The organism is Citrobacter sp. LUTT5 (assembly GCF_009905315.1).
Taxonomy (GTDB): domain Bacteria; phylum Pseudomonadota; class Gammaproteobacteria; order Enterobacterales; family Enterobacteriaceae; genus Citrobacter; species Citrobacter freundii.
Window position 1 is genome coordinate 4,608,228 of sequence record NZ_CP047606.1, and the last position, 23,082, is coordinate 4,631,309.

Sequence of the window (23,082 nt, forward strand, 5' to 3'; positions counted from 1 at the left end):
ATAAATTCACAGTACATATGATAAATGGAGATTCATATGAATAAATCTCAGCCGTTCCGCCTGAGCAGGATTTTTATTGCATTGGTCGCGACTACCGGAATATTAGTTAATCCTGTATTTGCCAGTGAATCATCCCAACCAGCGTCACAATATACAAAGCAACAGAATCAGCGTTATTTAACATCATTACCTTTTGCCGATCGCCAGGATTTTGACGATGCGCAGCGTGGTTTTATCGCACCACTGCCTAACCAAGGTATTCTTAAAAATGCCGACGGAAAACCCTTTTATCGCGCAGAAGATTATAAGTTTGATATCAATGCCCCTGCACCAGAAACAGTAAACCCCAGCTTATGGCGACAGTCGCAGATCAACGGTATTTCGGGCTTGTTTAAAGTAACTGAACGGATGTATCAGGTACGCGGCCAGGATATTTCCAATATCACTTTTATCGAAGGTGATACAGGTATTATCGTTATCGACCCATTGGTTACCGCTGGGGCAGCAAAAGCCAGCCTGGACCTCTACTATCAACATCGTCCGCAAAAACCGATTGTTGCCGTTATTTATACCCATAGCCATACCGATCACTATGGCGGTGTGAAAGGCATTGTCTCTGAAAATGACGTGATATCTGGCAAAGTGCAGATTCTCGCCCCGGCAGGCTTTATGGAAGAAGCCATCAGCGAAAACGTATTGCTGGGCAATATTATGAGTCGCCGTGCTCTGTTCTCCTACGGCCTGCTTCTGCCTCGTAACCCACAAGGAAATATCGGCAACGGTCTGGGCGTCACGCTGACAACAGGTCTGCCGACTATCATTGCCCCAACCCAATCAATCATCAAAACCGGTGAGAAAAAAGTCATCGACGGCCTGGAGTTCGATTTCCTGATGGCGCCAGGCAGCGAGGCGCCTTCCGAAATGCACTTATATATTCCGGCGCTCAAAGCGCTCTGTACGGCAGAAAATACGACGCACACGCTGCATAACTTCTATACGCTACGCGGTGCAAAAACACGCGATACCAGCAAATGGACCGAGTATCTGAACGAAACACTTGATATGTGGGGCAGCCAGGCAGAAGTGTTGTTTATGCCGCATACCTGGCCCGTCTGGGGTAATCAGCATATTAACGACTATATCGGTAAATATCGCGACACCATCAAGTATATCCACGATCAAACTCTGAATATGGCTAACCAAGGCTATACGATGAATGAGATTGGCAACATGATTCAACTACCACCAACGCTCGCCAATAACTGGGCCAGTCGTGGCTACTACGGTTCGGTCAGCCATGACGCGCGTGCGGTCTACAACTTCTACCTCGGCTACTTCGACGGCAACCCGGCAAATCTGGATCCTTACGGACAGACAGATATGGGTAAACGCTACGTCAAAGCGTTGGGTGGTGCAAAACAGACCATTGAGCTGGCTCAGGAAGCCTATGACAAGGGTGATTATCGCTGGACGTCAGAACTGCTCAAGCACGTGATTTCCGCTGAACCAGACAACCAGGCGGCTAAGAATCTGCAAGCGAATGCGTTTGAACAGCTGGGCTATCAGGCCGAGTCCGCCACCTGGCGCGGTTTCTACCTCACCGGCGCGAAAGAACTGCGTGAAGGCGTGCGTAAATTTACACACGGCACCACCAATTCCCCGGACACCATCAACGGAATGAGCGTAGAAATGCTGCTCGATTACATGGCCGTTCGTCTGGACAGTGAGAAAGCATCAGGTAAACACATCAGCCTGAACTTCAACCTGGACAAAGGCGAGAACCTGAATCTGACGCTCAACAACAGCGTGCTCAATCATCGTCAGACCCTGCAACCAGATGCCGACACCTCATTCTATATCAGCCGTACAGATCTGCACGACGTGCTGACAGGCCAGGTGAAAATGAGCGATCTGGTACACGCGAAGAAAGTCAAAGTGATTGGCAAAGCCGCGAAGTTGGATGAAGTGATAGCGATGCTGGATCAATTTGATTTGTGGGTTAATGTCGTTACACCCAATTAATAACAAGCCGCTTCCAGAGATATTTTCAATCTCTGGAAGCATATTTATTCACACAACAATGTGCAATCGCAAAAACAATAGAATAAATAAATGAATTATGAACTCGGTGGGCATGCAAAGATATTTTATCTCGTTAAAAAATTGCCATACTGCTGACGCTTTATATTTTTATATTCACTCATGATATTGTTCGCGATAAACAGGATGTATTTTGTTATGCAAACGGTTAACTCCAGCATTGTAATACCGCTGAGAATAATAGGCTGGTTTCTCTCGCTGCCATTATTAACAGGATGCAACTTCTCTCCCGCCATTCCGGTCATCGGTGCTTACTATCCCGACTGGCTGTTCTGCCTTATTGGCGGCGTCATCCTGACACTCATAACCCGAAAATTCATTCTGCATAAATATAGCGGATTGGCCTTTATCGGGATTATTTATACCGCCCTTTTTGCCCTCTACTCCATGCTGTTCTGGCTGGTATTTTTCTAACTTATTTTGAGACGCCCCTATGGAAAGCTCGTCGAAAAAAGCTCCGCGTAACAAACTTCCCGCGCTGATGCTGTTGGTACTTGCGCTGGTTATTTTGGTCTTCGTCATCTGGAAACTGGATAGCTCACCCGCGACCAATGACGCCTACGCCTCAGCCGACACCATCGATGTCGTGCCAGAAGTCAGTGGTCGCATTGTCGAACTGGCTGTTTCCGATAACCAGCAGGTCAAGCAAGGTGATGTGCTGTTTCGTATCGATCCCCGTATCTATGAAGCGAATCTGGCAAAAGCACAAGCGTCCCTCGCCGCTCTGGATAAACAGATCATGCTGACCCAGCGCAGCGTAGATGCACAACAATATGGTGCTGACTCCGTACGGGCTACGGTAGAAAAAGCGCGAGCAGCCGCTAAGCAAGCCAGCGATACTCTGCGCCGTACCGAACCGCTACTGACGGAAGGTTTTGTCTCCGCGGAAGATGTTGATCGCGCCAGAACGGCACAACGCGCCTCAGCGGCAGATCTTAATGCGGTATTATTACAGGCGCAGCAGGCTGCCAGCGCGGTGAGTGGCGTTGATGCCCTGGTAGCTCAGCGCATCGCCGTAGAAGCCGATATCGCCCTGACCAAACTGCATCTTGAAATGGCAACAGTACGCGCACCCTTCAATGGCCGCGTGGTGGCATTAAAAACCTCCGTCGGGCAGTTTGCTTCCGCCATGCGACCCATTTTTACCCTGATTGACACCCGTCACTGGTACGTAATCGCCAATTTTCGCGAAACAGAGCTGAAAAACATCCATGCAGGCACACCAGCCAATGTTCGCCTGATGAGCGACAGCGGCAAAGTGTTTGTCGGTAAAGTGGATTCAATCGGCTACGGTGTATTACCTGATGATGGCGGTATGGTGCTGGGCGGTTTGCCGCATGTTTCCCGCTCTATCAACTGGGTTCGCGTTGCCCAACGCTTCCCGGTAAAAATCGTGGTAGATAAACCGGATGAAGAGATGTTTCGCATCGGCGCATCGGCGGTTGCTACCCTTGAGCCACAGAAATGAAAGCACTTAACTGTTTGCCTCTGCCACTGGTCAGGCTATTGGCGTTTTTTCACGAAGAATTAAGCGAACAACGTCCCGGAAGACTCCCACAAATCATGCAGCTCTGGGCGGGTTGCCTGCTGGTGGTACTGATCTCGATGACCTATGAGATCCCCTTCCTGGCGCTTTCGCTTGCCGTACTCTTTTATGGTATCCAGTCCAATGCTTTCTATACCAAATTCGTGGCGATTCTCTTCGTCGTCGCCACAGCATTAGAGATAGGTAGTTTATTTCTGATCTACAAATGGTCTTATAGCTACCCTCTGGTCCGTCTGATCATTGCCAGCCTGATCGTTCTGGCCTGCATGTTCCTGATGCGAACCCATCGTCTGGGGCTGGTTTTCTTTGCCGTGTCGATTGTTGCAATATACGGGCAATCTTTCCCCGGCATGCTCGACTACCCCGAGGTCGTCGTTCGCCTGACGTTATGGTGCATCGTCGTTGGTCTGTACCCCACGCTACTGATGACGCTGACCGCCGTTTTGTGGTTTCCCAGCCGCGCTGTCAACCAAATGCGCGAAGCCCTGCGTGCCAGGCTGGGTGATGCCCTCAATCGCCTGACGGCACCGACAACACCGCTTGCGGAAAAATACATCGAACGAGAAGTGCTGGCGCTGCAAAAGCTGAACATCTTTTGTCTGGCAGATGACGCAGACTGGCGAGAAAAAAGTGCCTGGTGGCAGGCTTGCGTTGCCACAACCACCTATCTGTACACTACGCTCAATCGCTACGATTTCACGGCACATAACCCGGCAACCCGCGATCTCCAGCAGAAACTGTGCCGTGAAATAACCGCACTGCAAGATGCGGTTGCTCGAGGTATGCCCTGGCAAAGTGAATGGGAACTCAGTCAGGCAGAAGCCACAACGGCCCGCGAATGCGGCCTGGAGCCCCTGTGCCAAACCCTGCTACAGCTTGGTCACATGGACCCTAATACGCCGCCAGCTCCTGTCGCTAAACCGCCCTCAATGGTATCTGACGCGTTCACCAACCCAGGCTATATTCGCTACGCATTAAAAACACTGCTGGCATGTCTGATTTGCTATGTCTTTTATTCCGGTACCGACTGGGAAGGCATCCACACCTGCATGCTGACCTGCATTATTGTCGCGAACCCCAGTATCGGCTCGTCATACCAGAAGATGGCACTGCGCTTCGGCGGCGCATTTTTCGGCGCAATTCTGGCCCTGCTGATGACGATTTTTGTCATGCCCTGGCTGGACAATATCGTCGAACTTCTCCTGGTGCTGGCACCACTTTTCCTGATGGGTGCCTGGATTGCCACCGGCTCAGAACGTTCCTCTTATATCGGAACCCAAATGGTCGTCACCTTCGCGCTGGCAACGCTTGAAAACGTCTTTGGCCCAACCTACGACCTGGTGGAAATCCGCGATCGCGCCTTCGGCATTTTGATCGGCACTCTTGTTTCTGCGGTGATCTACACCTTTGTCTGGCCGGAAAGCGAAGCCAAAGCGCTGCCACAAAAACTGGCAAGCTCGCTGGGACTGCTCAGCAAATTACTGCGGATCCCGCGTCAGCAGGATGCTGTTCTCATGCGCACTTATCTTCAGATGCGTATTGGTCTCCATGCGACGTTTAACGCCTGTGATGAAATGTGCGAGAGGGTCGCGCTGGAACGCCAACTCCCCGGCGATGAACGCATAGCGCTTATTCAACGTAGTCAGCGCGTTATTCACCTGGGCCGTGACATTCTCTATACCTGGGATACCACCCGAAATGACGCCCCGACGCTGGATAACGCGGTATTGCTGGAGAGCGCAACACACCTGGCCGATGCGCTGGAAAAATACGCAGCCGACCTGGCGACAGCATCCAGCCTTCCGCCGTCGATTGAAAACCTGTCCCCATCTCAAGACATTTTACCAACGTTACCCAAACAGGAGCGCTGCATCATACAGCAGATAACCTGTTTACCCGACTGGACTCACCCGACGCTAATACCAGCAAGCGAGCAGGAGCAAGGAACCTCCCAATAATGAACCGATATCTCCCTCGATTACTCCTCTGCGGCATACTCAGCGGCGCAACGGTCCTTTCCGGCTGTGCACTGATCCGCAAAGATTCTGCACCACATCCGCAATTACAGCCTGAGCAGATCTCACTGGCTAAAGACATTCATCTGGCAAGCTCAGGATGGCCACAGGCACAGTGGTGGCGGCAGTTTAACGACCCACAGCTAAACTCGCTTATTGAAGCAACGCTGTCTGGCTCCCATAACCTCGCCGAAGTGAAGCTGCGTGAAGAGAAAGCGCAGTCGCAGACTGAACTGCTGGAAGGGCGTTCTCAGCTCCAGATGGCAGCGCTGGGCATGATTAACCGCCAGCGAGCGTCTGCCAACGGCTTCCTCGGCCCCTACGCGCTGGATGCGCCACGATTAGGGATGGACGGCCCCTACTACACTGAAGCGACGATTGGTCTGGTCGCCGGACTGGATCTCGACCTGTGGGGCGAGCATCGTTCCGCTGTCGCGGCAGCTATTGGCGCACAAAATGCCGTGATTGCCGAAACCGCAGCAGTGGAACTCTCCCTGACGACCGGCGTCGCGCAGCTGTATTACAGTATGCAAGCCAGCTACCAGATGCTTGATTTGTTGCAGCAGACCCACGATGTTATTGATTATGCCGTGAAGGCCCACCAGAGTAAGGTCGCTCACGGGCTGGAAGCAAAAGTACCGTACCATGGCGCACGTGCGCAATTGCTGGCAGTGGACAAGCAAATCGTCGCGGTTGAAGGACAAATCAAAGAAACTCGGGAATCACTCCGGGCGCTGATCGGTGCCGGCGCAAAAGATCTGCCTGAAATCAAACCGGTCGCACTGCCAACTGTCGATACAGGAATACCCGCAACGCTCTCCTACGACCTGCTTGCCAGGCGTCCGGACTTGCAGGCTATGCGCTGGTATGTGCAGGCTTCGCTGAACCAGGTCGAGGCCGCTCGCGCCCTGTTTTATCCGAGCTTTGATATCAAAGTCTTCTTCGGTTTAGACGCTATCCATATCGATCAACTGTTCAAAAGCACCAGCAGGCAGATCAACTTCATCCCCGGCCTGCGTTTACCGCTGTTTGACGGAGGTCGTCTGAATGCCAATCTGGAAGGCGCCCGCGCAACCAGCAATATGATGATAGAGCGCTACAACCAGTCGGTGCTCAATGCAGTGCGCGATGTCGCGATTAACGGAACACGTCTGCAAACGCTCAATGAACAACGGGTAATGCAGATGGAACGCGTAGATGCCACGCATTACACGCAAGCAGCAGCAGACGCGGCTTACCAGCGAGGCCTGAGCAGTCGCCTGCTGGCAACAGAGGCCAAATTACCCGTGATCGCAGAAGATATGTCGCTCCTGGTCATAGATACCCAACGACTCATGCAGAATATTCAACTCATCAAAGCGCTTGGCGGAGGTTATCAAGCCCCTGCTAACAAGAAGTAGCGTTCTCCGACCTCGCCGCGTGATATCCGTCACGCGGCATTTTCTTTCGTCACGTCAAATATGACGACAGCCTGTTTTTCGTCAGGGTTTTGCGCAAAATTCGCCCGTAATATCGATGAATGCCCCTGATAAAAACATGGCATAAAAGATGCATAACTAAAGCGACAGCGCGTATGCGCGATTTGATTAACTGGAGCGAGACCGATGAAAAAAGTCGTCACGGTTTGCCCATATTGCGCATCAGGTTGCAAAATCAACCTGGTGGTCGATAACGGCAAAATCGTCCGGGCTGAAGCGGCGCAGGGGAAAACCAACCAGGGTACTCTGTGTCTGAAGGGCTACTATGGCTGGGATTTTATCAACGATACCCAGATCCTGACCCCTCGTCTGAAAACCCCAATGATCCGTCGCCAGCGTGGCGGCAAACTGGAATCTGTTTCCTGGGATGAAGCGCTTGATTACGTCGCCACTCGTCTGAGCGCCATCAAAGCGAAGTATGGCCCGGACGCTATTCAGACGACCGGTTCATCTCGCGGTACGGGTAACGAAACCAACTATGTAATGCAAAAATTCGCGCGCGCCGTTATTGGTACCAATAACGTTGACTGCTGCGCTCGCGTCTGACACGGCCCATCGGTTGCAGGTCTGCACCAATCGGTCGGTAACGGCGCAATGAGTAATGCTATCAATGAAATTGATAACACAGATTTAGTGTTCATCTTCGGGTATAACCCGGCGGATTCCCACCCGATCGTGGCGAATCACGTGATTAACGCTAAACGTAACGGGGCGAAAATCATCGTATGCGATCCGCGCAAAATTGAAACCGCGCGTATTGCCGACATGCACATCGCGTTGAAAAACGGCTCGAACATCGCGCTGCTCAACGCCATGGGTCATGTCATCATCGAAGAAAAACTGTACGACCAGGCGTTCGTCGCCTCCCGTACGGAAGGATTCGAAGAGTACAGCAAGATTGTCGAAGGTTACACGCCGGAGTCCGTCGAAGATATCACTGGCGTTAGCGCGCAGGATATTCGTCAGGCTGCACGTATGTATGCCACGGCAAAAAGCGCGGCTATCCTGTGGGGTATGGGTGTTACCCAGTTCTATCAGGGCGTGGAAACCGTGCGTTCACTGACCAGCCTCGCAATGCTGACCGGCAACCTCGGTAAGCCAAGCGTGGGCGTTAACCCGGTTCGTGGTCAGAACAACGTTCAGGGCGCATGCGATATGGGCGCGCTGCCGGATACCTATCCGGGCTATCAGTACGTTAAGTTCCCGGAAAACCGCGAGAAATTCGCTAAAGCCTGGGGCGTGGAAAGTCTTCCTGCACATACCGGTTATCGCATCAGCGAACTGCCGCACCGTGCTGCGCATGGCGAAGTCCGCGCGGCGTACATCATGGGTGAAGATCCATTACAGACCGATGCTGAACTCTCCGCAGTGCGCAAAGGCTTTGAGGATCTGGAACTGGTCATCGTGCAGGATATCTTCATGACCAAAACCGCCGCTGCCGCAGACGTTATTTTACCGTCTACGTCATGGGGTGAGCATGAAGGCGTATTCTCCGCGGCTGACCGTGGCTTCCAGCGCTTCTTTAAAGCCGTTGAGCCGAAGTGGGATCTGAAAACGGACTGGCAGATTATCAGTGAAATCGCCACCCGTATGGGCTATCCGATGCACTACAACAACACCCAGGAAATCTGGGACGAGTTGCGTCATCTGTGCCCGGATTTCTACGGTGCCACTTACGAGAAAATGGGCGAGCTGGGTTATATCCAGTGGCCTTGCCGCGACACCTCAGAAGCCGATCAGGGGACGTCTTATCTCTTTAAAGAGAAGTTCGACACCCCGAACGGCCTGGCGCAGTTCTTCACCTGCGACTGGGTAGCGCCAATCGACAAACTCACCCCAGAGTACCCAATGGTACTGTCTACGGTGCGTGAAGTCGGCCACTACTCTTGCCGTTCGATGACCGGTAACTGTGCGGCGCTGGCCGCGCTGGCGGATGAACCGGGCTATGCCCAGATCAACACCGCCGACGCAGAACGCCTGGGCATCCAGGACGAAGAACTGGTGTGGGTTAACTCGCGTAAAGGTCGGATCATTACCCGTGCGGCAGTCAGCGATCGTCCAAACAAAGGCGCGATTTACATGACCTACCAGTGGTGGATTGGCGCATGTAATGAGCTGGTAACCGAGAACTTAAGCCCGATTACCAAAACGCCAGAGTATAAGTACTGTGCCGTTAACGTTGAACGCATTGCCGATCAGCGCGCTGCCGAGCAGTATGTTATTGATGAGTACAACAAGCTGAAAGCCAGTCTGCGCGAAAGCGCGATGGGTTAGTCCGTTTACGTACCTGTTCTGCAACAGCCTCCGCCCGGAGGCTGTTTTTTTATCCATACGATCTCTTTATACTGTTCATTCCGTACCCTAAATAAAACTCAAAATGAAACAACTCATTGCATTGATGTTCTTTATGACATTCTTTGCCCATGCCAGTGATACTGAGCCAGGAAGCCAGTACTTACAGGCCGCTGAGGCAGGGGACCGTCGCGCACAGTACTTTCTTGCCGATACCTGGTTCAGTTCGGGCGATTTGAGCAAAGCCGAGTATTGGGCGCAAAAAGCCGCCGACAATGGCGATGCCGACGCCTGCGCGCTCCTGGCGCAAATCAAAATTACGAATCCGGTCAGTCTGGATTACCCCCAAGCCAAAACGCTGGCGGAAAAGGCAGCCAAAGCGGGCAGTAAAGCGGGAGAACTGACCCTGGCGCGGATTCTGGTCAACACCCAGGCAGGACACACAGATTACCCCAAAGCCATTACCTTGCTGCAAAACGCCTCTGAAGATCTGGAAAATGACTCCGCCGTCGACGCGCAAATGCTGCTCGGGCTGATTTACGCCAACGGCGTGGGGATCCCCGCAGACGATGAAAAAGCGACATGGTATTTCAAACGCAGCTCCGCCATCTCCCGCACCGGTTATTCCGAGTACTGGGCCGGAATGATGTTCTTAAACGGCGAGCAGGGTTTTATCGTGAAGAATAAACAGAAGGCGCTACACTGGCTGAATCTGAGCTGTATGGAAGGGTTCGATACCGGCTGTGAAGAGTTTGAAAAGTTAACAAACGGGTAATGGTTTGCATTGCCGGATGGCGGCATAAACGCCTTATCCGGCCTACAGTTCACCGTCTTCCGTAGGCCGGATAAGCGCAGCGCCATCCGGCAATCTTTCATTAATTAATGATTAGCGGTCTTATCAAATTTACCCAGCATCTCGCGCTCGTAAGCCAGCGCCTTCTTGCGGTCAAATTTGTGCTCCCACTTGGCGATAACCAGCACCGCCAGCGCATTCCCCACCACATTCAGCGCGGTACGCGCCATGTCGAGGATACGGTCAACACCGGCAATAAACGCCAGGCCTTCCAGCGGGATCCCCACGCTGCCAAGCGTAGCCAGCAGTACCACGAAGGAGACGCCCGGCACGCCCGCAATCCCTTTCGAGGTCACCATCAACGTCAACACCAGCACGATTTCCTGCCACAGCGACAGGTCGATACCATACAGCTGCGCAATAAAGATCGCGGCAATACTCTGGTACAGCGTTGAACCATCAAGGTTGAATGAGTAGCCGGTCGGCACCACAAAGCTGGTGATTGAAGCCGGTGCGCCATAGGCTTCCATCTTCTCGATAATACGCGGCAGTACGCTCTCGGAACTGGCGGTAGAGTAAGCCAGAATCAGCTCATCTTTCAAAATGCGGATCAGGATCCAGATGCTCAGACCGCAGATACGCGCCACAATCCCCAGCACCACCAGCGCGAAGAACAGGATGGCAAAATGTACCAACAGCACCAGTTTCGCCAGCGGCCACAGTGAGGCAAAACCGAAGTTCGCGACGGTCACAGCAATCAGCGCAAAAACACCGACTGGCGCATAACGCATCACCATGTGGGTCACTTTAAACATGGTTTCTGAAATCGAGCGGAACACAGTCACCAGCGGCTCGCGGTGGGTTGCTGGTAGTGAAGACAAGCCTAAACCAAACAGCACCGAGAAGAAGATAATCGGCAACATATCGCCTTTCGCCATCGACGCGACGATATTAGTCGGCACCAGCGACACAATCGTGCCCATCAGGCCATGCGCGTGGCTCTGCACTTCTGCGGTGGTATTTTGATATTTCGAAATATCCACGGTCGCCAGTTGCGACATATCAATCCCGGAACCCGGCTGGAAAACATTCGCCAGCGTGATGCCAAGAATAATCGCTACGGTGGTGATCACTTCGAAATAGAGAATGGTTTTGGCGCCAATACGGCCCAGCTGTTTTGCATCACCCACCCCGGCAATACCAACCACCAGCGTGGAGATAACAATCGGCACGACGATCATTTTGATCAGATGGATAAAGATATCGCCCGCCGGAGACAGCAGGTTGACCACCAGCCATTCGCGGCTGTCGCTATGGTAATGCAGGTAACTCCCTAGCAGAATGCCCAGCACCATGGCGATTAGAATCTGCCATGCCAGGCTGACTTTCAAATTTTTCATAACAACGGACTTCCTCGATGGAGCGCTATTCCACATGCGGTGTGTGGGAATAGTACATACTGAAAGGGTATGAATTGTGTTGCGTTCGTTTATGGAGTTTTTTAACGCTTATTATCATTATCATCTGCATGGCATTCCGCGCAACCCTCTAAGAACAGGGCTTTTGGCTGAATTTATGCATAAAAATGCAATTTTATCGCGGTATTGATGAATAACTTTTTGTTATAAAAGAATTTTAATATGTTCAAAAATGAAGAAGTCATAGCGTGAGTTTTTTCGCCCACCTGTTCGTTTGCCTGTTTTTTAAACAGGCAAAATGATACAAATCACAAATAAAACAAATTTATTTTTGCCGATTCTGCAACAACTTCGCCATATTAATAGAGTCAACGAGCTGTGCCCGGTTCACCCTCGGCGAGTTTAAATCCATAACTTTTTGCCAAACTGAAATAGCCTGGGCGTAGTCTGCCTGCATAAACGCATCTGAGGCTAACAACATCAGCGCGGTGACCTCTGCCGGGTCCAGCGCCAAGGCCTTATCAATCATCTCGCGAGTGGGCGGCGCCATATGTTGTCCGGCCTGGTAATACAATACCGTTGCCATCGCTGAATAGATCTCAGCATTTTCACCGCCGACACGCAGCGCCTGCTCGTAGGCCAGCAGCGCATTATGATACGCGTTTTGCCAAAGATAGTACTCCCCGAGTTGCGCCCATTTCACGCCGTCCCGTGGATTGGCTCGAATCTGCGATTGCAGCAAAAGCAACTGTTTTTCCTGAATATTTTCATCAGAGAAAGCATGTAAAGGGTCCGCCAGTCGCGTCTGCTCCTGACGAACCGCCTGCCATTTTGGCGTCAACAGGTAGCCTCCAATGCAGGCCACAACCATCAGTACCACCGCAGCGGTCAACCGCTTCACGGGCATTGGGCGTAACAGCGGCTCGCACTGGCTCATTATTCACCTTCCTCCGTATGCTGACGTCTTCTCACTCGCCAGACCACTACACCTACCAGCAACAACAACAGGCACGGCAACGCCCACAGCAGCAGCGTTTGCTCATTCAGCGGCGGATTATAACGAACGAAATCACCGTAACGCTCGGTCATCCAGGTGGTTATCTCGGCTTCACTTTTCCCTTCCGCCACCATGCTGTAAACCTGATGGCGCATACTGACCGCTACCGGCGCATTGGATTCCAGCAAATTTTGGTTTTGGCACTGTGGACAACGCAGTTGGCTGGCAATAGACAGCGCTTGTTCCTGCTGCTGCGGGTTGGCAAACGTCCATGTGTCCACAACCTGGGCATGCGTAGCGAAAGTAATGAAAAACAGGACGAGCGTTAAGAGTAATAACTTTCTGCCGGATGGCGCTGCGCTTATCCGGCCTACGGTTTGCGCACCTTGTAGGCCGGATAAGGCGTTTACGCCGCCATCCGGCAACGCTGTGATTAATTTACGCATCGCGTTTCCTTCCTCGCCATCCGCTCAGCAGCGCGCCAAAGACCATTAATAGTCCCCCACCCCAAATCCAGCGCACGCCGGTCTGCACGTACAAGCGCATGGCATAACGGTCTGGTCCGGTTTTTTCACCCATTACCGCATACCAGTCATGCATCAGGTTCCAGCGGATCCCCGGCTCCATCATCTGTTGACGACGCGCGGCATAGAAGCGCCTTTCAGGTTGCAGGCTGCCAATGCGTTTCTCATTGTGCCACAGCGTGATCTGCGCTTTTTCACTGGTGTAGTTACCTTTGGCTTCCAGGTCGAGACGCTCAAAACGGAAAATGTAACCCGCCAGTTCAACCTGCTGCCCAGGGCTCAGGTTCAGGCTTATCTCCTGACGACTCCCGCTGGAAAAGACGATCCCCGCCGCAAACACCAGCACTCCGGCATGCGCCAGCAGTGCCGGAAGTTGGATGCGGAAAGACACTTTGCGGCTTCTGACCATTGCCAGCACAATAACCAGCAGCATCAGTAGGCCAAAGGGCAGCGTAGCGTGGTTAAAGTACGGTGCACCCACGGAAAGCCGCCCCCAGCCGAACAGCCCGTAAATCATCGGGTAGAGCGTGCCAATCAGCACAATCAGCAGCACCGCACTAAAGAGCAGCAGCGCAACCAGAATCAGCATCTCGCGTGACCAACCGCCAAAACGAGCATTCTGCCGGACTTGCTGGCCCCGCCAGGCGTACAGCCCGAGCGACGCCAGACTCAACACGGTAAACAGCGCAAACAGCGGCGCGGCACGAACGTTATCCAGCGCGAAAGCATGCACCGAAACGAGAATGCCGGAACGCACAATCAGCGTCCCCAGCAGCGATAAAATCAGCGTGACGATCGCCAGCAGCAGCGACCAGTGGCGGAAGATCCCGCGCTGGCGCGTGATATACAGGCTATGTAGCAGCGCGCTGGCGGAAAGCCAGGGTAATAAGGAAGCGTTTTCTACCGGGTCCCAGAACCACCAGCCGCCCCAGCCCAGCTCGCAGTAGGCCCACCAGGAGCCGAGGATAATCCCCAGTGTCAGCGCGCACCAGCCGGGCAAGGCCCAGCGCCAGCACACCCAGGCGCTCTGCGCATTAAAGTCACTACGTAGCAGCGAGGCCAGCGCCACGCCTGCCGCCACCATCAAACCACCGTAACCCAGGTACAGCAGCGGTGGATGGAGGATTAACCCGAGATGTTGCAGCATCGGGTTAAGGTCGCGCCCTTCAATGGCTGGCGGAAAGATACGCACGAACGGATCGGACCATACCACCACAAACAGCAGCAGCAGGGCCGTTATCATTGAAAGGACACTGAGCGTCAGCGGAAACAGCGCGTTGGTATTACGCCGATAGCGAAGAGCAAACAGCGCGCTCCAGGCGGAAAGAAACAGCACCCACAGCAGCAGCGATCCTTCATGACCGCCCCACACCGCCGCCAGTTTTAATCCCCACGGCAGCAGGCTGTAGCTGTGCTGGGCAACGTAGACCACCGAAAAATCGCTGGTCAAAAAGCAGAATACCAGAATGGTAAAGGCCAGTAGCAGCAGGGCAAATTGCGTCCACACGCCCACGCTTGCCAGGCGCATCACCCCCTGCCAACGCTGGCGGACACCTACAAACACGGCAAGCGGGGTCAACACGTTGACCCCGAGGCTTAATAACAGCGCCAGAAAACCGGCTTCAGGAAGGAGAACGTCCAGATATCACCTTACGCAACGGTTAGCTGACCCGCATAGAGGATAAAAAAGCGCAGCAGCAGTACGCCGGTCAGGCTGGCGCCGCACACTGCCAGCACGCCATGAAACGTCGAACTGCGGTTGGCCCAGGGTTTTAGCAGCATCGGCAGTATCAACCCAAGCCCGGCCACGCCAAGCCAGAACCACCAGGTCCAGAATCCGCCGCCCAGTGCCGCCGCCAGCGCACGCATTTTGCCGTCATCGCCCAGCGCCAGGCCGACGAAGAACGCCGCCAGCAGGAAGATCTCCAGCCATACGACCGGGACTTCCATGCGATGCACAAAGTGCGCTTCCGTACTGTGCGGGTTGCTACGATGACGTAACGCCATGGCGATCAGTGCCACCGCCGCACCGGAGGAGATCCCGGAGAACAGAAACAGCACCGGCAGGATCGGGTTATTCAGGAACGGGTAGGATTTCAGCGCCGACAGCAGGAACCCGGTATACGCCCCGAGCAGAACCGCCAGCACCAGCATCAGCGTCTCAAGCGCGCGATGGAACGGCGTGATTAGCGTCAGGAGTTTTGACACAATCGTCAGTCGCGGCACGAACCGCTGTTGCAGGGCAATCACCTCTTTTTCAAAGATTTTTGCCAGCCACAGCACTAACACCACCATGTACAACTGGAACAGCATGACCCCCATCGACATCACCGAGGTGAAGCTGTAGTGGAACATCAGTTTCCAGAAAGTCCATGGACGCGTCAGGTGGAACACCAGAATCAGCAAACCGAGGATAATTGCCCCCGGCCCTAACACCAGCGTGGTGCGCAGCAGCGTGCTGTCTGAACCGCCCGCCTCCGGATGGAAGCGACGCAGCAGAATCGCCAACGTGACCAGTCCGGCAGAGATACCTATCAGGAACAGATAGATGGCAATGGGCCAGTCCCACACCAGTGATTCAAAATGAAATGCAGAAGCGGATGTCATTGGCTCACCTCCCCAAATTTAAAGGGAACGCGGTAGACCTTCGGTTTTGTACCCAACGCCAGTTTGTAACGGTAGGTAGTTTTCTGCTGCAACAAACGGGATATATCGCTGTTGGGATCGTCCAGATTACCAAACGTCAGCGCCTTCGTCGGACATGACTCAACGCAGGCGGGCTGTTTGCCCGCTTTCAGGTTGGTTTTCCGGCAGAAATCACATTTATCCGCCGTTTTGCTCACCGGATGGATAAAGCGTACGCGATAAGGACACGCGGCGATACAGTACTGGCAGCCAACGCAAAGGTCCGGGTTCACATCCACAATGCCGCTGGCGGCATCGCGATACGATGCCCCCGTCGGGCAGACGTCAACGCAGGGAGCGTGGTCGCAATGCTGGCACGAGTGACGGAAGAAGCGATACTTCACATCAGGAAATGTCCCTTGCGGCTCACTGCGGATAATCGTCAGACGCGATACGCCTTCCGGCACGTTGTTAACTTCCCGACAAGCATCCATGCAGGCCGTACAGCCAATGCATAAAGACTCATCATGAACCATACCGTAACGCACACCGTTGATGTTCAGCGTCTTCGCCACAACGCGCCCCGCCGTCCCGCTCACTGCCACCAGCGCGCCGACGCCGGTGATAAACTGGCGACGAGAGCAACTCATGGATGCTCCTTAAGCAACGGAACCGACGCCGGGTTAAAGTTCGGATTGTTACGTTGATCGCTGTGGCAATCGACGCAAATCTTGATCCGTCCTTTATCGCTCAGCGTCTGCATCGTGTCTTGCTTCGGATGCAGTGAGTGACAGCTGGCACACGCCACTTTGGTTACGTGGACATCGTGCGGCCAGAACGCTTTTTGCAACTGCTCAGGCAGGTGACAGGACATACAGACACTGTTCTGCTGCTCCACGTTGTACATCGGCTCATTAAAGCGCATCACATCTTTCACCCCTTCGCGGTGGTTCGGTGACGGCTGGCCGTGACAATTGGTGCAGGTGACAGGCAGTTTGTTATTCGGGTTGATGGCTTCCGCATGCTTACCATGCATGCCTTCGGTATCCGGCTTGTGACAGTCCAGACAGGCGGCATCCGGATTACGCTGTTGGGTAACCGTCCAGCGTTGATCCGACTCCTGCGGCGTTGGCGTGGCAGTGATTCCACTCAGGCTCCATAACAAGCCTGACGCCAGCACCCCAGCAGTTAATAACGAACGTAATACGCTCATATTCACTCCGTTGAGTTATCCGCCCCTTGCGGGGCGAAATGGGGTTATTGGCTTAACAGACCGTTTTTACGCGCCTGATCTTCCCACTGCGGAATCACCGTTTTGATGAAGTCCTGCTTCTCAGCATTGATTTGCTGCATGTTCAGACCAATCGCCGCCTGGGCTTTCTCTTTGGTAGAGATATCCGGTAACGGGATTTCATGCGTGATGCCTTTGGTCGCCAGCAGACGGACCAGTTTGGTACGTGCGTCAGCGGCTTTATCCATTGCGCTACCCAGCATCCGCAGACCTTCTTCCGGGGCGTGCATGTGAATACCGTGTGAGGCGATAGACAGGTCCCAACGCCATTGCGCGTGACGGATATCTTCCAGAATCGGCTTCATTTCCGCTTCGGTCGCACCCGCATCCCATGCGGCTTTCGCTTCGAAGTGCGCACGAACAAGCTGGTCTTCAACTTTGATTTTCAGGTCATGAATGGCCTGTTTACGCTCGGCGACCACTTTTTGCAGGGACGCTTTGTCCTGGGTGTGGCAGTTCGCACAGGTCTGAGCGAAATTATCGAACGGATTACCAATCTTATGGTCGGTGTAAATCTTGCCTTCCGCGTTCTGCACTTTCGGCATGTGGCAGTCGATACAGGTCACATTGTTCTTGCCGTGAATGCCTGCGCTCCAGGTTTCATACTCCGGGTGCTGCGCTTTCAGCATCGGGGTTTTAGACAGGGAGTTGGTCCAGTCAGAGAAGGCGATGGTGTCGTAGTACTTCTCCATGTTCTCGACTTTCATGCCGTCGTCCCACGGGAACTTAACGGCTTTGTTTTTACCGTCGAAGTAGTATTCCACGTGGCACTGGCCGCAGACCATGGATTGCTGGTCAAAGCGACCGGCTTTCTCAAACGGTTTGCCGATGGTTTCCATCGCGCGCTCAGCATAAGGACGCGACAGCGTCAGTTCTGGCTTGCCTTTGGCAAAGTCTGGTGACGCGGTGTTATGGCAATCGCCACAGCCAAGATTATTAACAATTTCAGGACCGCCGCGCGCCCATTTACCGTGGAAGTAGCCATCTTCACCGTCTTTCTGGATCAGACGCGCCACATCCGGGCTTTTACAGCTCCAGCAGGCCATCGGCAACGGACCATCTTCTGCCGTTTTGGGTGCGCCGGTACGTAAGGTTTCACGAACATCGGTCACTGCATACGCGTGCCCGCGCGGTTTGTTGTAATCGCGCGAGAAGGGATATCCCGCCCACAGGATCACCAGACGAGGATCTTCTGCCAGCGCATCTTCACGGGCTGATTGCTCAGACGTGGCTTTCCAGGAGAGATATTGATCGGGATGCTGAGGGGCGAAGACTTCATTCTTCGCTTCAACGGTGACGGTTTTTGCGGGTACGGGGGTTTGTTCAGCGTGAACTGCAGAGATAAATAATAAAGGTACTAACAGGCTGAAGAAACGGCGTACGCGTGATTTTATCCTTGCCATAGGGGTCTCATCCAGATGACGCCATTATCTGCAATGGCGGTTCTTTTATTGTTTTCCATAACAGCAACCACACGAATACTGTCATGACATTGCTCCACCCTATTTGTAACAAGAAACCACACTGAAAATGTTGTCTTTAATCAATTGTAAGTGTATGTAAAATACCACTTTAGAGTTAGTAACTCCCTTTGATTGCACCCTCTTTTGTCTAATTCAGAGACAGATCACCTTTTCAACAATCCTTTAGATAACCACATGTTATCGCAAGATCTAGTCAATTTTGCTAGCTCCCTTCAAAATTCAGTTTGTCGCTAATTTGCACAATTCGTTTATTGCGTGATCTGCCGCGCAAATACTAAACAAAACTCTCAAAGCCCCTACATTTAACGTTTATGAGACATATTATTAACATCCTACAAGGAGAACAAAAGCCATGAGCCAAATACATAAACACGCTATTCCCGCAAACATTGCGGATCGTTGCCTGATAAATCCGGAGCAGTACGCAGAGAAATACCAGCAATCCGTTAACGAACCCGACACATTTTGGGGCGAACAGGGAAAAATTCTTGATTGGATCAAGCCGTACAGCCAGGTGAAGAACACTTCCTTCGCACCAGGCAACGTGTCGATTAAATGGTACGAAGACGGCACCCTGAATCTGGCCGCAAACTGTCTTGACCGCCACCTGCAGGCAAACGGCGATCGTACCGCCATCATCTGGGAAGGCGATGACGCAACCCAAAGCAAAAACATTACCTATCGCGAGTTGCATCGCGATGTCTGCCGTTTCGCCAATACGCTACTGGATTTAGGCATTAAAAAAGGTGACGTGGTGGCCATTTATATGCCGATGGTGCCGGAAGCTGCGGTCGCCATGCTGGCCTGCGCCCGTATTGGCGCGGTGCATTCAGTCATCTTCGGTGGTTTCTCACCGGAAGCCGTCGCCGGACGTATTATCGACTCCAATTCACGCCTGGTGATCACCGCCGACGAAGGCGTACGCGCCGGGCGCGCTATCCCACTGAAAAAGAACGTCGATGATGCGCTGAAAAATCCAAATGTGAAAACCGTTGAACATGTGGTCGTTCTCAAACGTACCGGTGGAAAAACGGAATGGCAGGAAGGTCGCGACCTGTGGTGGTCCGATCTTATCGAGAAGGCCAGCTCAGAACACCAGCCGGAAGAGATGAACGCGGAAGATCCGCTGTTTATCCTGTATACCTCTGGCTCAACCGGCAAGCCGAAAGGCGTACTGCACACTACCGGCGGGTATCTGGTCTACGCCGCCACCACCTTTAAGTACGTGTTTGACTACCATCAGGGCGATATTTATTGGTGTACCGCTGACGTAGGCTGGGTAACCGGGCATAGCTACTTGCTGTACGGTCCGTTGGCCTGCGGCGCAACCACGCTGATGTTCGAAGGCGTGCCAAACTGGCCTACCCCGGCGCGTATGTCGCAAGTTGTGGACAAGCATCAGGTCAATATTCTGTATACCGCACCGACCGCCATTCGCGCCCTGATGGCGGAAGGCGATAAAGCGATTGAAGGCACTGACCGTTCGTCACTGCGTATCCTGGGTTCAGTTGGCGAGCCGATCAACCCGGAAGCATGGGAGTGGTACTGGAAGAAGATCGGCAACGAAAAATGCCCGGTCGTCGATACCTGGTGGCAGACTGAAACCGGTGGATTCATGATCACCCCGCTGCCGGGCGCCACCGAACTGAAAGCCGGTTCTGCAACCCGTCCATTCTTTGGCGTACAGCCTGCGATTGTCGATAACGAAGGTAATCCGCTGGAAGGCGCGACCGAAGGCAATCTGGTGATTACCGACTCGTGGCCGGGCCAGGCGAGAACGCTGTTTGGCGATCACGAACGCTTTGAGCAAACCTACTTCTCTACCTTCAAGAATATGTACTTCAGCGGCGACGGCGCGCGCCGTGACGAAGATGGCTATTACTGGATCACCGGACGTGTGGACGATGTGCTGAACGTCTCCGGCCACCGTCTGGGAACGGCTGAAATCGAATCGGCGCTGGTGTCGCATCCGAAGATTGCCGAAGCCGCGGTGGTGGGGATTCCGCATAATATTAAAGGCCAGGCGATCTACGCATACGTTACGCTGAATCACGGTGAAGAGCCGTCACCTGAGTTGTACGCCGAGGTTCGCAACTGGGTGCGTAAAGAAATTGGCCCGCTGGCAACGCCAGACGTGCTGCACTGGACCGACTCACTGCCGAAAACCCGCTCCGGCAAAATTATGCGCCGTATTCTGCGTAAAATCGCGGCGGGCGATACCAGCAATCTGGGCGATACCTCGACCCTCGCCGATCCTGGCGTCGTGGAGAAACTGCTCGAAGAGAAGCAGGCCATCGCGATGCCATCATAACCATAACTGTGAAATGCCCGATGGCGCGCAGCTTATCGCGCCTACAAATCCTATCCCTACCCCTCCCCTGACCGGGAGGGAAATATAAAAACCCTCCCCCAAAGGATTTCGCGTTGCAGGAAGGCGGCAAGCGAGCACATCCCCAGGAGCATAGTTCACTATGTGACTGGGGTGGGCGAGTGCGGCCAACGCACCTGCGGCGTGAAAGACGAAGGGGGCCTCTGGAGAACTCTGTGATGAATGACCAAATTTATCAGCGGATAGAAGACAGTGCGCGTTTCAGGGAGTTAGTAGAAAAACGGCAACGGTTTGCCACCATTCTGTCCATCATCATGCTGGCAGTTTATATCAGCTTTATTTTATTGATTGCCTTTGCGCCAGGCTGGCTGGGTACTCCGCTACACGCAGGAACCAGCGTCACCCGCGGTATTCCGATTGGGGTCGGAGTGATCCTCATCTCCTTCATCCTGACCGGAATCTACATCTGGCGGGCAAACGGTGAATTCGATCGCCTGAACAATGCGGTTCTGCACGAGGTTAAAGCATCATGAAGAGAGTTCTGACGGCGCTTGCCGCCACGCTGCCCTTCGCCGCAAACGCGGCGGATGCTATTAGCGGTGCAGTCCAACGCCAGCCAACCAACTGGCAGGCGATTGTCATGTTCCTGATTTTCGTCATCTTTACGCTCGGCATTACCTACTGGGCGTCTAAGCGCGTACGTTCGCGTAATGACTACTACACCGCCGGCGGTAACATCACCGGTTTCCAGAACGGGCTGGCGATTGCGGGCGACTATATGTCGGCGGCATCGTTCCTTGGAATTTCCGCGCTGGTATTTACCTCCGGTTATGACGGGCTGATTTACTCACTCGGCTTCCTGGTCGGCTGGCCAATTATCCTGTTCCTTATTGCTGAGCGTTTGCGTAACCTCGGTCGTTACACCTTTGCTGACGTTGCTTCTTATCGTCTGAAGCAGGGTCCAATCCGTATTCTGTCGGCCTGTGGTTCCCTGGTGGTGGTCGCGCTGTATCTGATCGCCCAGATGGTCGGCGCAGGTAAACTGATTGAGCTGCTGTTTGGTCTGAACTATCACATCGCCGTCGTGCTGGTTGGCGTACTGATGATGATGTACGTTCTGTTTGGCGGCATGCTGGCAACCACCTGGGTACAGATCATTAAAGCTGTTCTGCTGCTGTTCGGCGCCAGCTTTATGGCCTTCATGGTAATGAAGCACGTCGGCTTCAGCTTCAACAACCTGTTCACCGAAGCGATGGCAGTACACCCGAAAGGCTCCGCGATTATGAGCCCGGGCGGTCTGGTAAAAGATCCGATATCCGCTCTGTCGTTAGGTCTTGGATTGATGTTCGGTACAGCAGGTTTGCCGCATATTCTGATGCGTTTCTTCACGGTCAGCGATGCCCGCGAAGCGCGTAAGAGCGTATTCTATGCCACCGGTTTTATGGGTTATTTCTACATCCTGACCTTTATCATCGGCTTTGGCGCGATCATGCTGGTAGGTGCTAATCCAGAGTACAAAGATGCTGCAGGCGCACTGATCGGTGGTAACAACATGGCGGCGGTTCACCTGGCGAATGCGGTGGGCGGTAACCTGTTCCTCGGCTTCATCTCTGCAGTGGCGTTTGCCACCATCCTGGCGGTGGTTGCCGGGCTGACGCTGGCTGGCGCTTCGGCAGTTTCTCACGACCTGTACGCCAACGTATTCCGCAAAGGCGCAACCGAACGTGAAGAGCTGAAGGTGTCAAAAATCACCGTACTGGTACTGGGTGTGATAGCCATCCTGCTCGGCGTGCTGTTTGAGAACCAGAACATCGCCTTCATGGTGGGTCTGGCGTTCGCCATCGCGGCCAGCTGCAACTTCCCGATCATCCTGCTTTCCATGTACTGGTCGCGTCTGACCACCCGTGGCGCAATGCTGGGTGGCTGGTTAGGTCTGTTAACAGCGGTAGTATTGATGATTCTCGGCCCAACCATTTGGGTCCAGATCCTCGGTCACGAAAAAGCCATTTTCCCGTATGAATATCCAGCGCTGTTCTCCATCAGCATAGCGTTCCTCGGGATCTGGTTCTTCTCTGTTACCGACAACTCAGAAGAAGGCAACCGCGAACGCGAGCAGTTCCGTGCTCAGTTCATCCGCTCCCAGACCGGGTACGGCGTAGAACAAGGTCGCGCGCACTAACCTCCCCTCTC

Annotated in this window: 16 protein-coding genes and 1 pseudogene; 10 read left to right on the forward strand and 7 right to left on the reverse strand. The window is 53.5% G+C overall.

What is annotated here, in order from left to right; genetic code table 11:
- Window positions 1-36 precede the first annotated feature (36 nt).
- From GUC46_RS21980 to yjcO, 7 genes are all read left to right on the forward strand, one after another.
- A complete protein-coding gene (locus tag GUC46_RS21980; RefSeq protein WP_044714894.1) occupies window positions 37-2,022 on the forward strand; it encodes an alkyl/aryl-sulfatase in 1,986 nt (661 codons plus the stop codon).
- Between the two features lie 216 nt (window positions 2,023-2,238).
- On the forward strand, window positions 2,239-2,514 hold the full coding sequence (locus tag GUC46_RS21985; protein ID WP_003844749.1) for a YtcA family lipoprotein: 276 nt from the start codon (window positions 2,239-2,241) through the stop codon (window positions 2,512-2,514).
- A gap of 19 nt (window positions 2,515-2,533) precedes the next feature.
- Window positions 2,534-3,568, forward strand: a complete 1,035-nt coding sequence (gene mdtN, locus GUC46_RS21990; RefSeq protein WP_160180726.1) for a multidrug transporter subunit MdtN — start codon at window positions 2,534-2,536, stop codon at window positions 3,566-3,568.
- A complete protein-coding gene (gene mdtO, locus GUC46_RS21995) occupies window positions 3,565-5,604 on the forward strand; it encodes a multidrug efflux transporter permease subunit MdtO (RefSeq protein ID WP_121540660.1) in 2,040 nt (679 codons plus the stop codon). The genes mdtN and mdtO overlap by 4 nt, the downstream gene beginning before the upstream one ends.
- Complete coding sequence (locus GUC46_RS22000) at window positions 5,601-7,061, forward strand: MdtP family multidrug efflux transporter outer membrane subunit (RefSeq protein WP_032939200.1); 1,461 nt, start codon at window positions 5,601-5,603, stop codon at window positions 7,059-7,061. The genes mdtO and GUC46_RS22000 overlap by 4 nt, the downstream gene beginning before the upstream one ends.
- Window positions 7,062-7,265: 204 nt before the next feature.
- Window positions 7,266-9,413: a formate dehydrogenase subunit alpha gene (gene fdhF / locus GUC46_RS22005; RefSeq protein WP_160180729.1), complete on the forward strand. Its 2,148-nt coding sequence runs from the start codon at window positions 7,266-7,268 to the stop codon at window positions 9,411-9,413.
- A 103-nt stretch (window positions 9,414-9,516) separates the two neighbouring features.
- Complete coding sequence (gene yjcO / locus GUC46_RS22010; RefSeq protein WP_003031775.1) at window positions 9,517-10,206, forward strand: Sel1 family TPR-like repeat protein YjcO; 690 nt, start codon at window positions 9,517-9,519, stop codon at window positions 10,204-10,206.
- Between the two features lie 104 nt (window positions 10,207-10,310).
- Here yjcO and gltP read toward each other — a convergent pair whose 3' ends face one another.
- From gltP to nrfA, 7 genes and pseudogenes are all read right to left on the reverse strand, one after another.
- The gene (gltP, locus tag GUC46_RS22015) at window positions 10,311-11,624 is read right to left on the reverse strand and encodes a glutamate/aspartate:proton symporter GltP (protein ID WP_003031773.1); all 1,314 of its coding nucleotides are present in this window, start codon (window positions 11,622-11,624) and stop codon (window positions 10,311-10,313) included.
- Between the two features lie 343 nt (window positions 11,625-11,967).
- Window positions 11,968-12,579, reverse strand: coding sequence for a heme lyase NrfEFG subunit NrfG (nrfG, locus tag GUC46_RS22020; protein WP_048234145.1), 612 nt, complete (start codon window positions 12,577-12,579; stop codon window positions 11,968-11,970).
- A pseudogene (nrfF, locus tag GUC46_RS22030) lies at window positions 12,579-14,805 on the reverse strand (heme lyase NrfEFG subunit NrfF). Before nrfF ends, nrfG begins: the two are co-directional and overlap by 1 nt.
- 8 nt (window positions 14,806-14,813) lie before the next feature.
- The gene (nrfD, locus tag GUC46_RS22035; RefSeq protein WP_003031764.1) at window positions 14,814-15,770 is read right to left on the reverse strand and encodes a cytochrome c nitrite reductase subunit NrfD; all 957 of its coding nucleotides are present in this window, start codon (window positions 15,768-15,770) and stop codon (window positions 14,814-14,816) included.
- Window positions 15,767-16,438 (reverse strand): cytochrome c nitrite reductase Fe-S protein, encoded by a 672-nt coding sequence (gene nrfC / locus GUC46_RS22040; RefSeq protein ID WP_003031761.1) that lies wholly within the window; start codon window positions 16,436-16,438, stop codon window positions 15,767-15,769. The genes nrfD and nrfC overlap by 4 nt, the downstream gene beginning before the upstream one ends.
- Window positions 16,435-17,001, reverse strand: coding sequence for a cytochrome c nitrite reductase pentaheme subunit (gene nrfB, locus GUC46_RS22045; protein ID WP_003031758.1), 567 nt, complete (start codon window positions 16,999-17,001; stop codon window positions 16,435-16,437). Before nrfB ends, nrfC begins: the two co-directional genes overlap by 4 nt.
- A 44-nt stretch (window positions 17,002-17,045) precedes the next feature.
- Window positions 17,046-18,482 (reverse strand): ammonia-forming nitrite reductase cytochrome c552 subunit, encoded by a 1,437-nt coding sequence (gene nrfA, locus GUC46_RS22050; RefSeq protein ID WP_003844735.1) that lies wholly within the window; start codon window positions 18,480-18,482, stop codon window positions 17,046-17,048.
- 433 nt (window positions 18,483-18,915) lie between these two features.
- Here nrfA and acs point away from each other — a divergent pair, with 433 nt between their 5' ends.
- The 3 genes from acs to actP all read left to right on the forward strand — a co-directional run bounded on the left by acs (window position 18,916) and on the right by actP (window position 23,071).
- A complete protein-coding gene (gene acs, locus GUC46_RS22055; protein ID WP_003826645.1) occupies window positions 18,916-20,874 on the forward strand; it encodes an acetate--CoA ligase in 1,959 nt (652 codons plus the stop codon).
- Window positions 20,875-21,110: 236 nt separating this feature from the next.
- On the forward strand, window positions 21,111-21,425 hold the full coding sequence (locus GUC46_RS22060; protein ID WP_003031750.1) for a DUF485 domain-containing protein: 315 nt from the start codon (window positions 21,111-21,113) through the stop codon (window positions 21,423-21,425).
- Complete coding sequence (gene actP, locus GUC46_RS22065) at window positions 21,422-23,071, forward strand: cation/acetate symporter ActP (protein ID WP_130715358.1); 1,650 nt, start codon at window positions 21,422-21,424, stop codon at window positions 23,069-23,071. The genes GUC46_RS22060 and actP overlap by 4 nt, the downstream gene beginning before the upstream one ends.
- Window positions 23,072-23,082 lie beyond the last annotated feature (11 nt).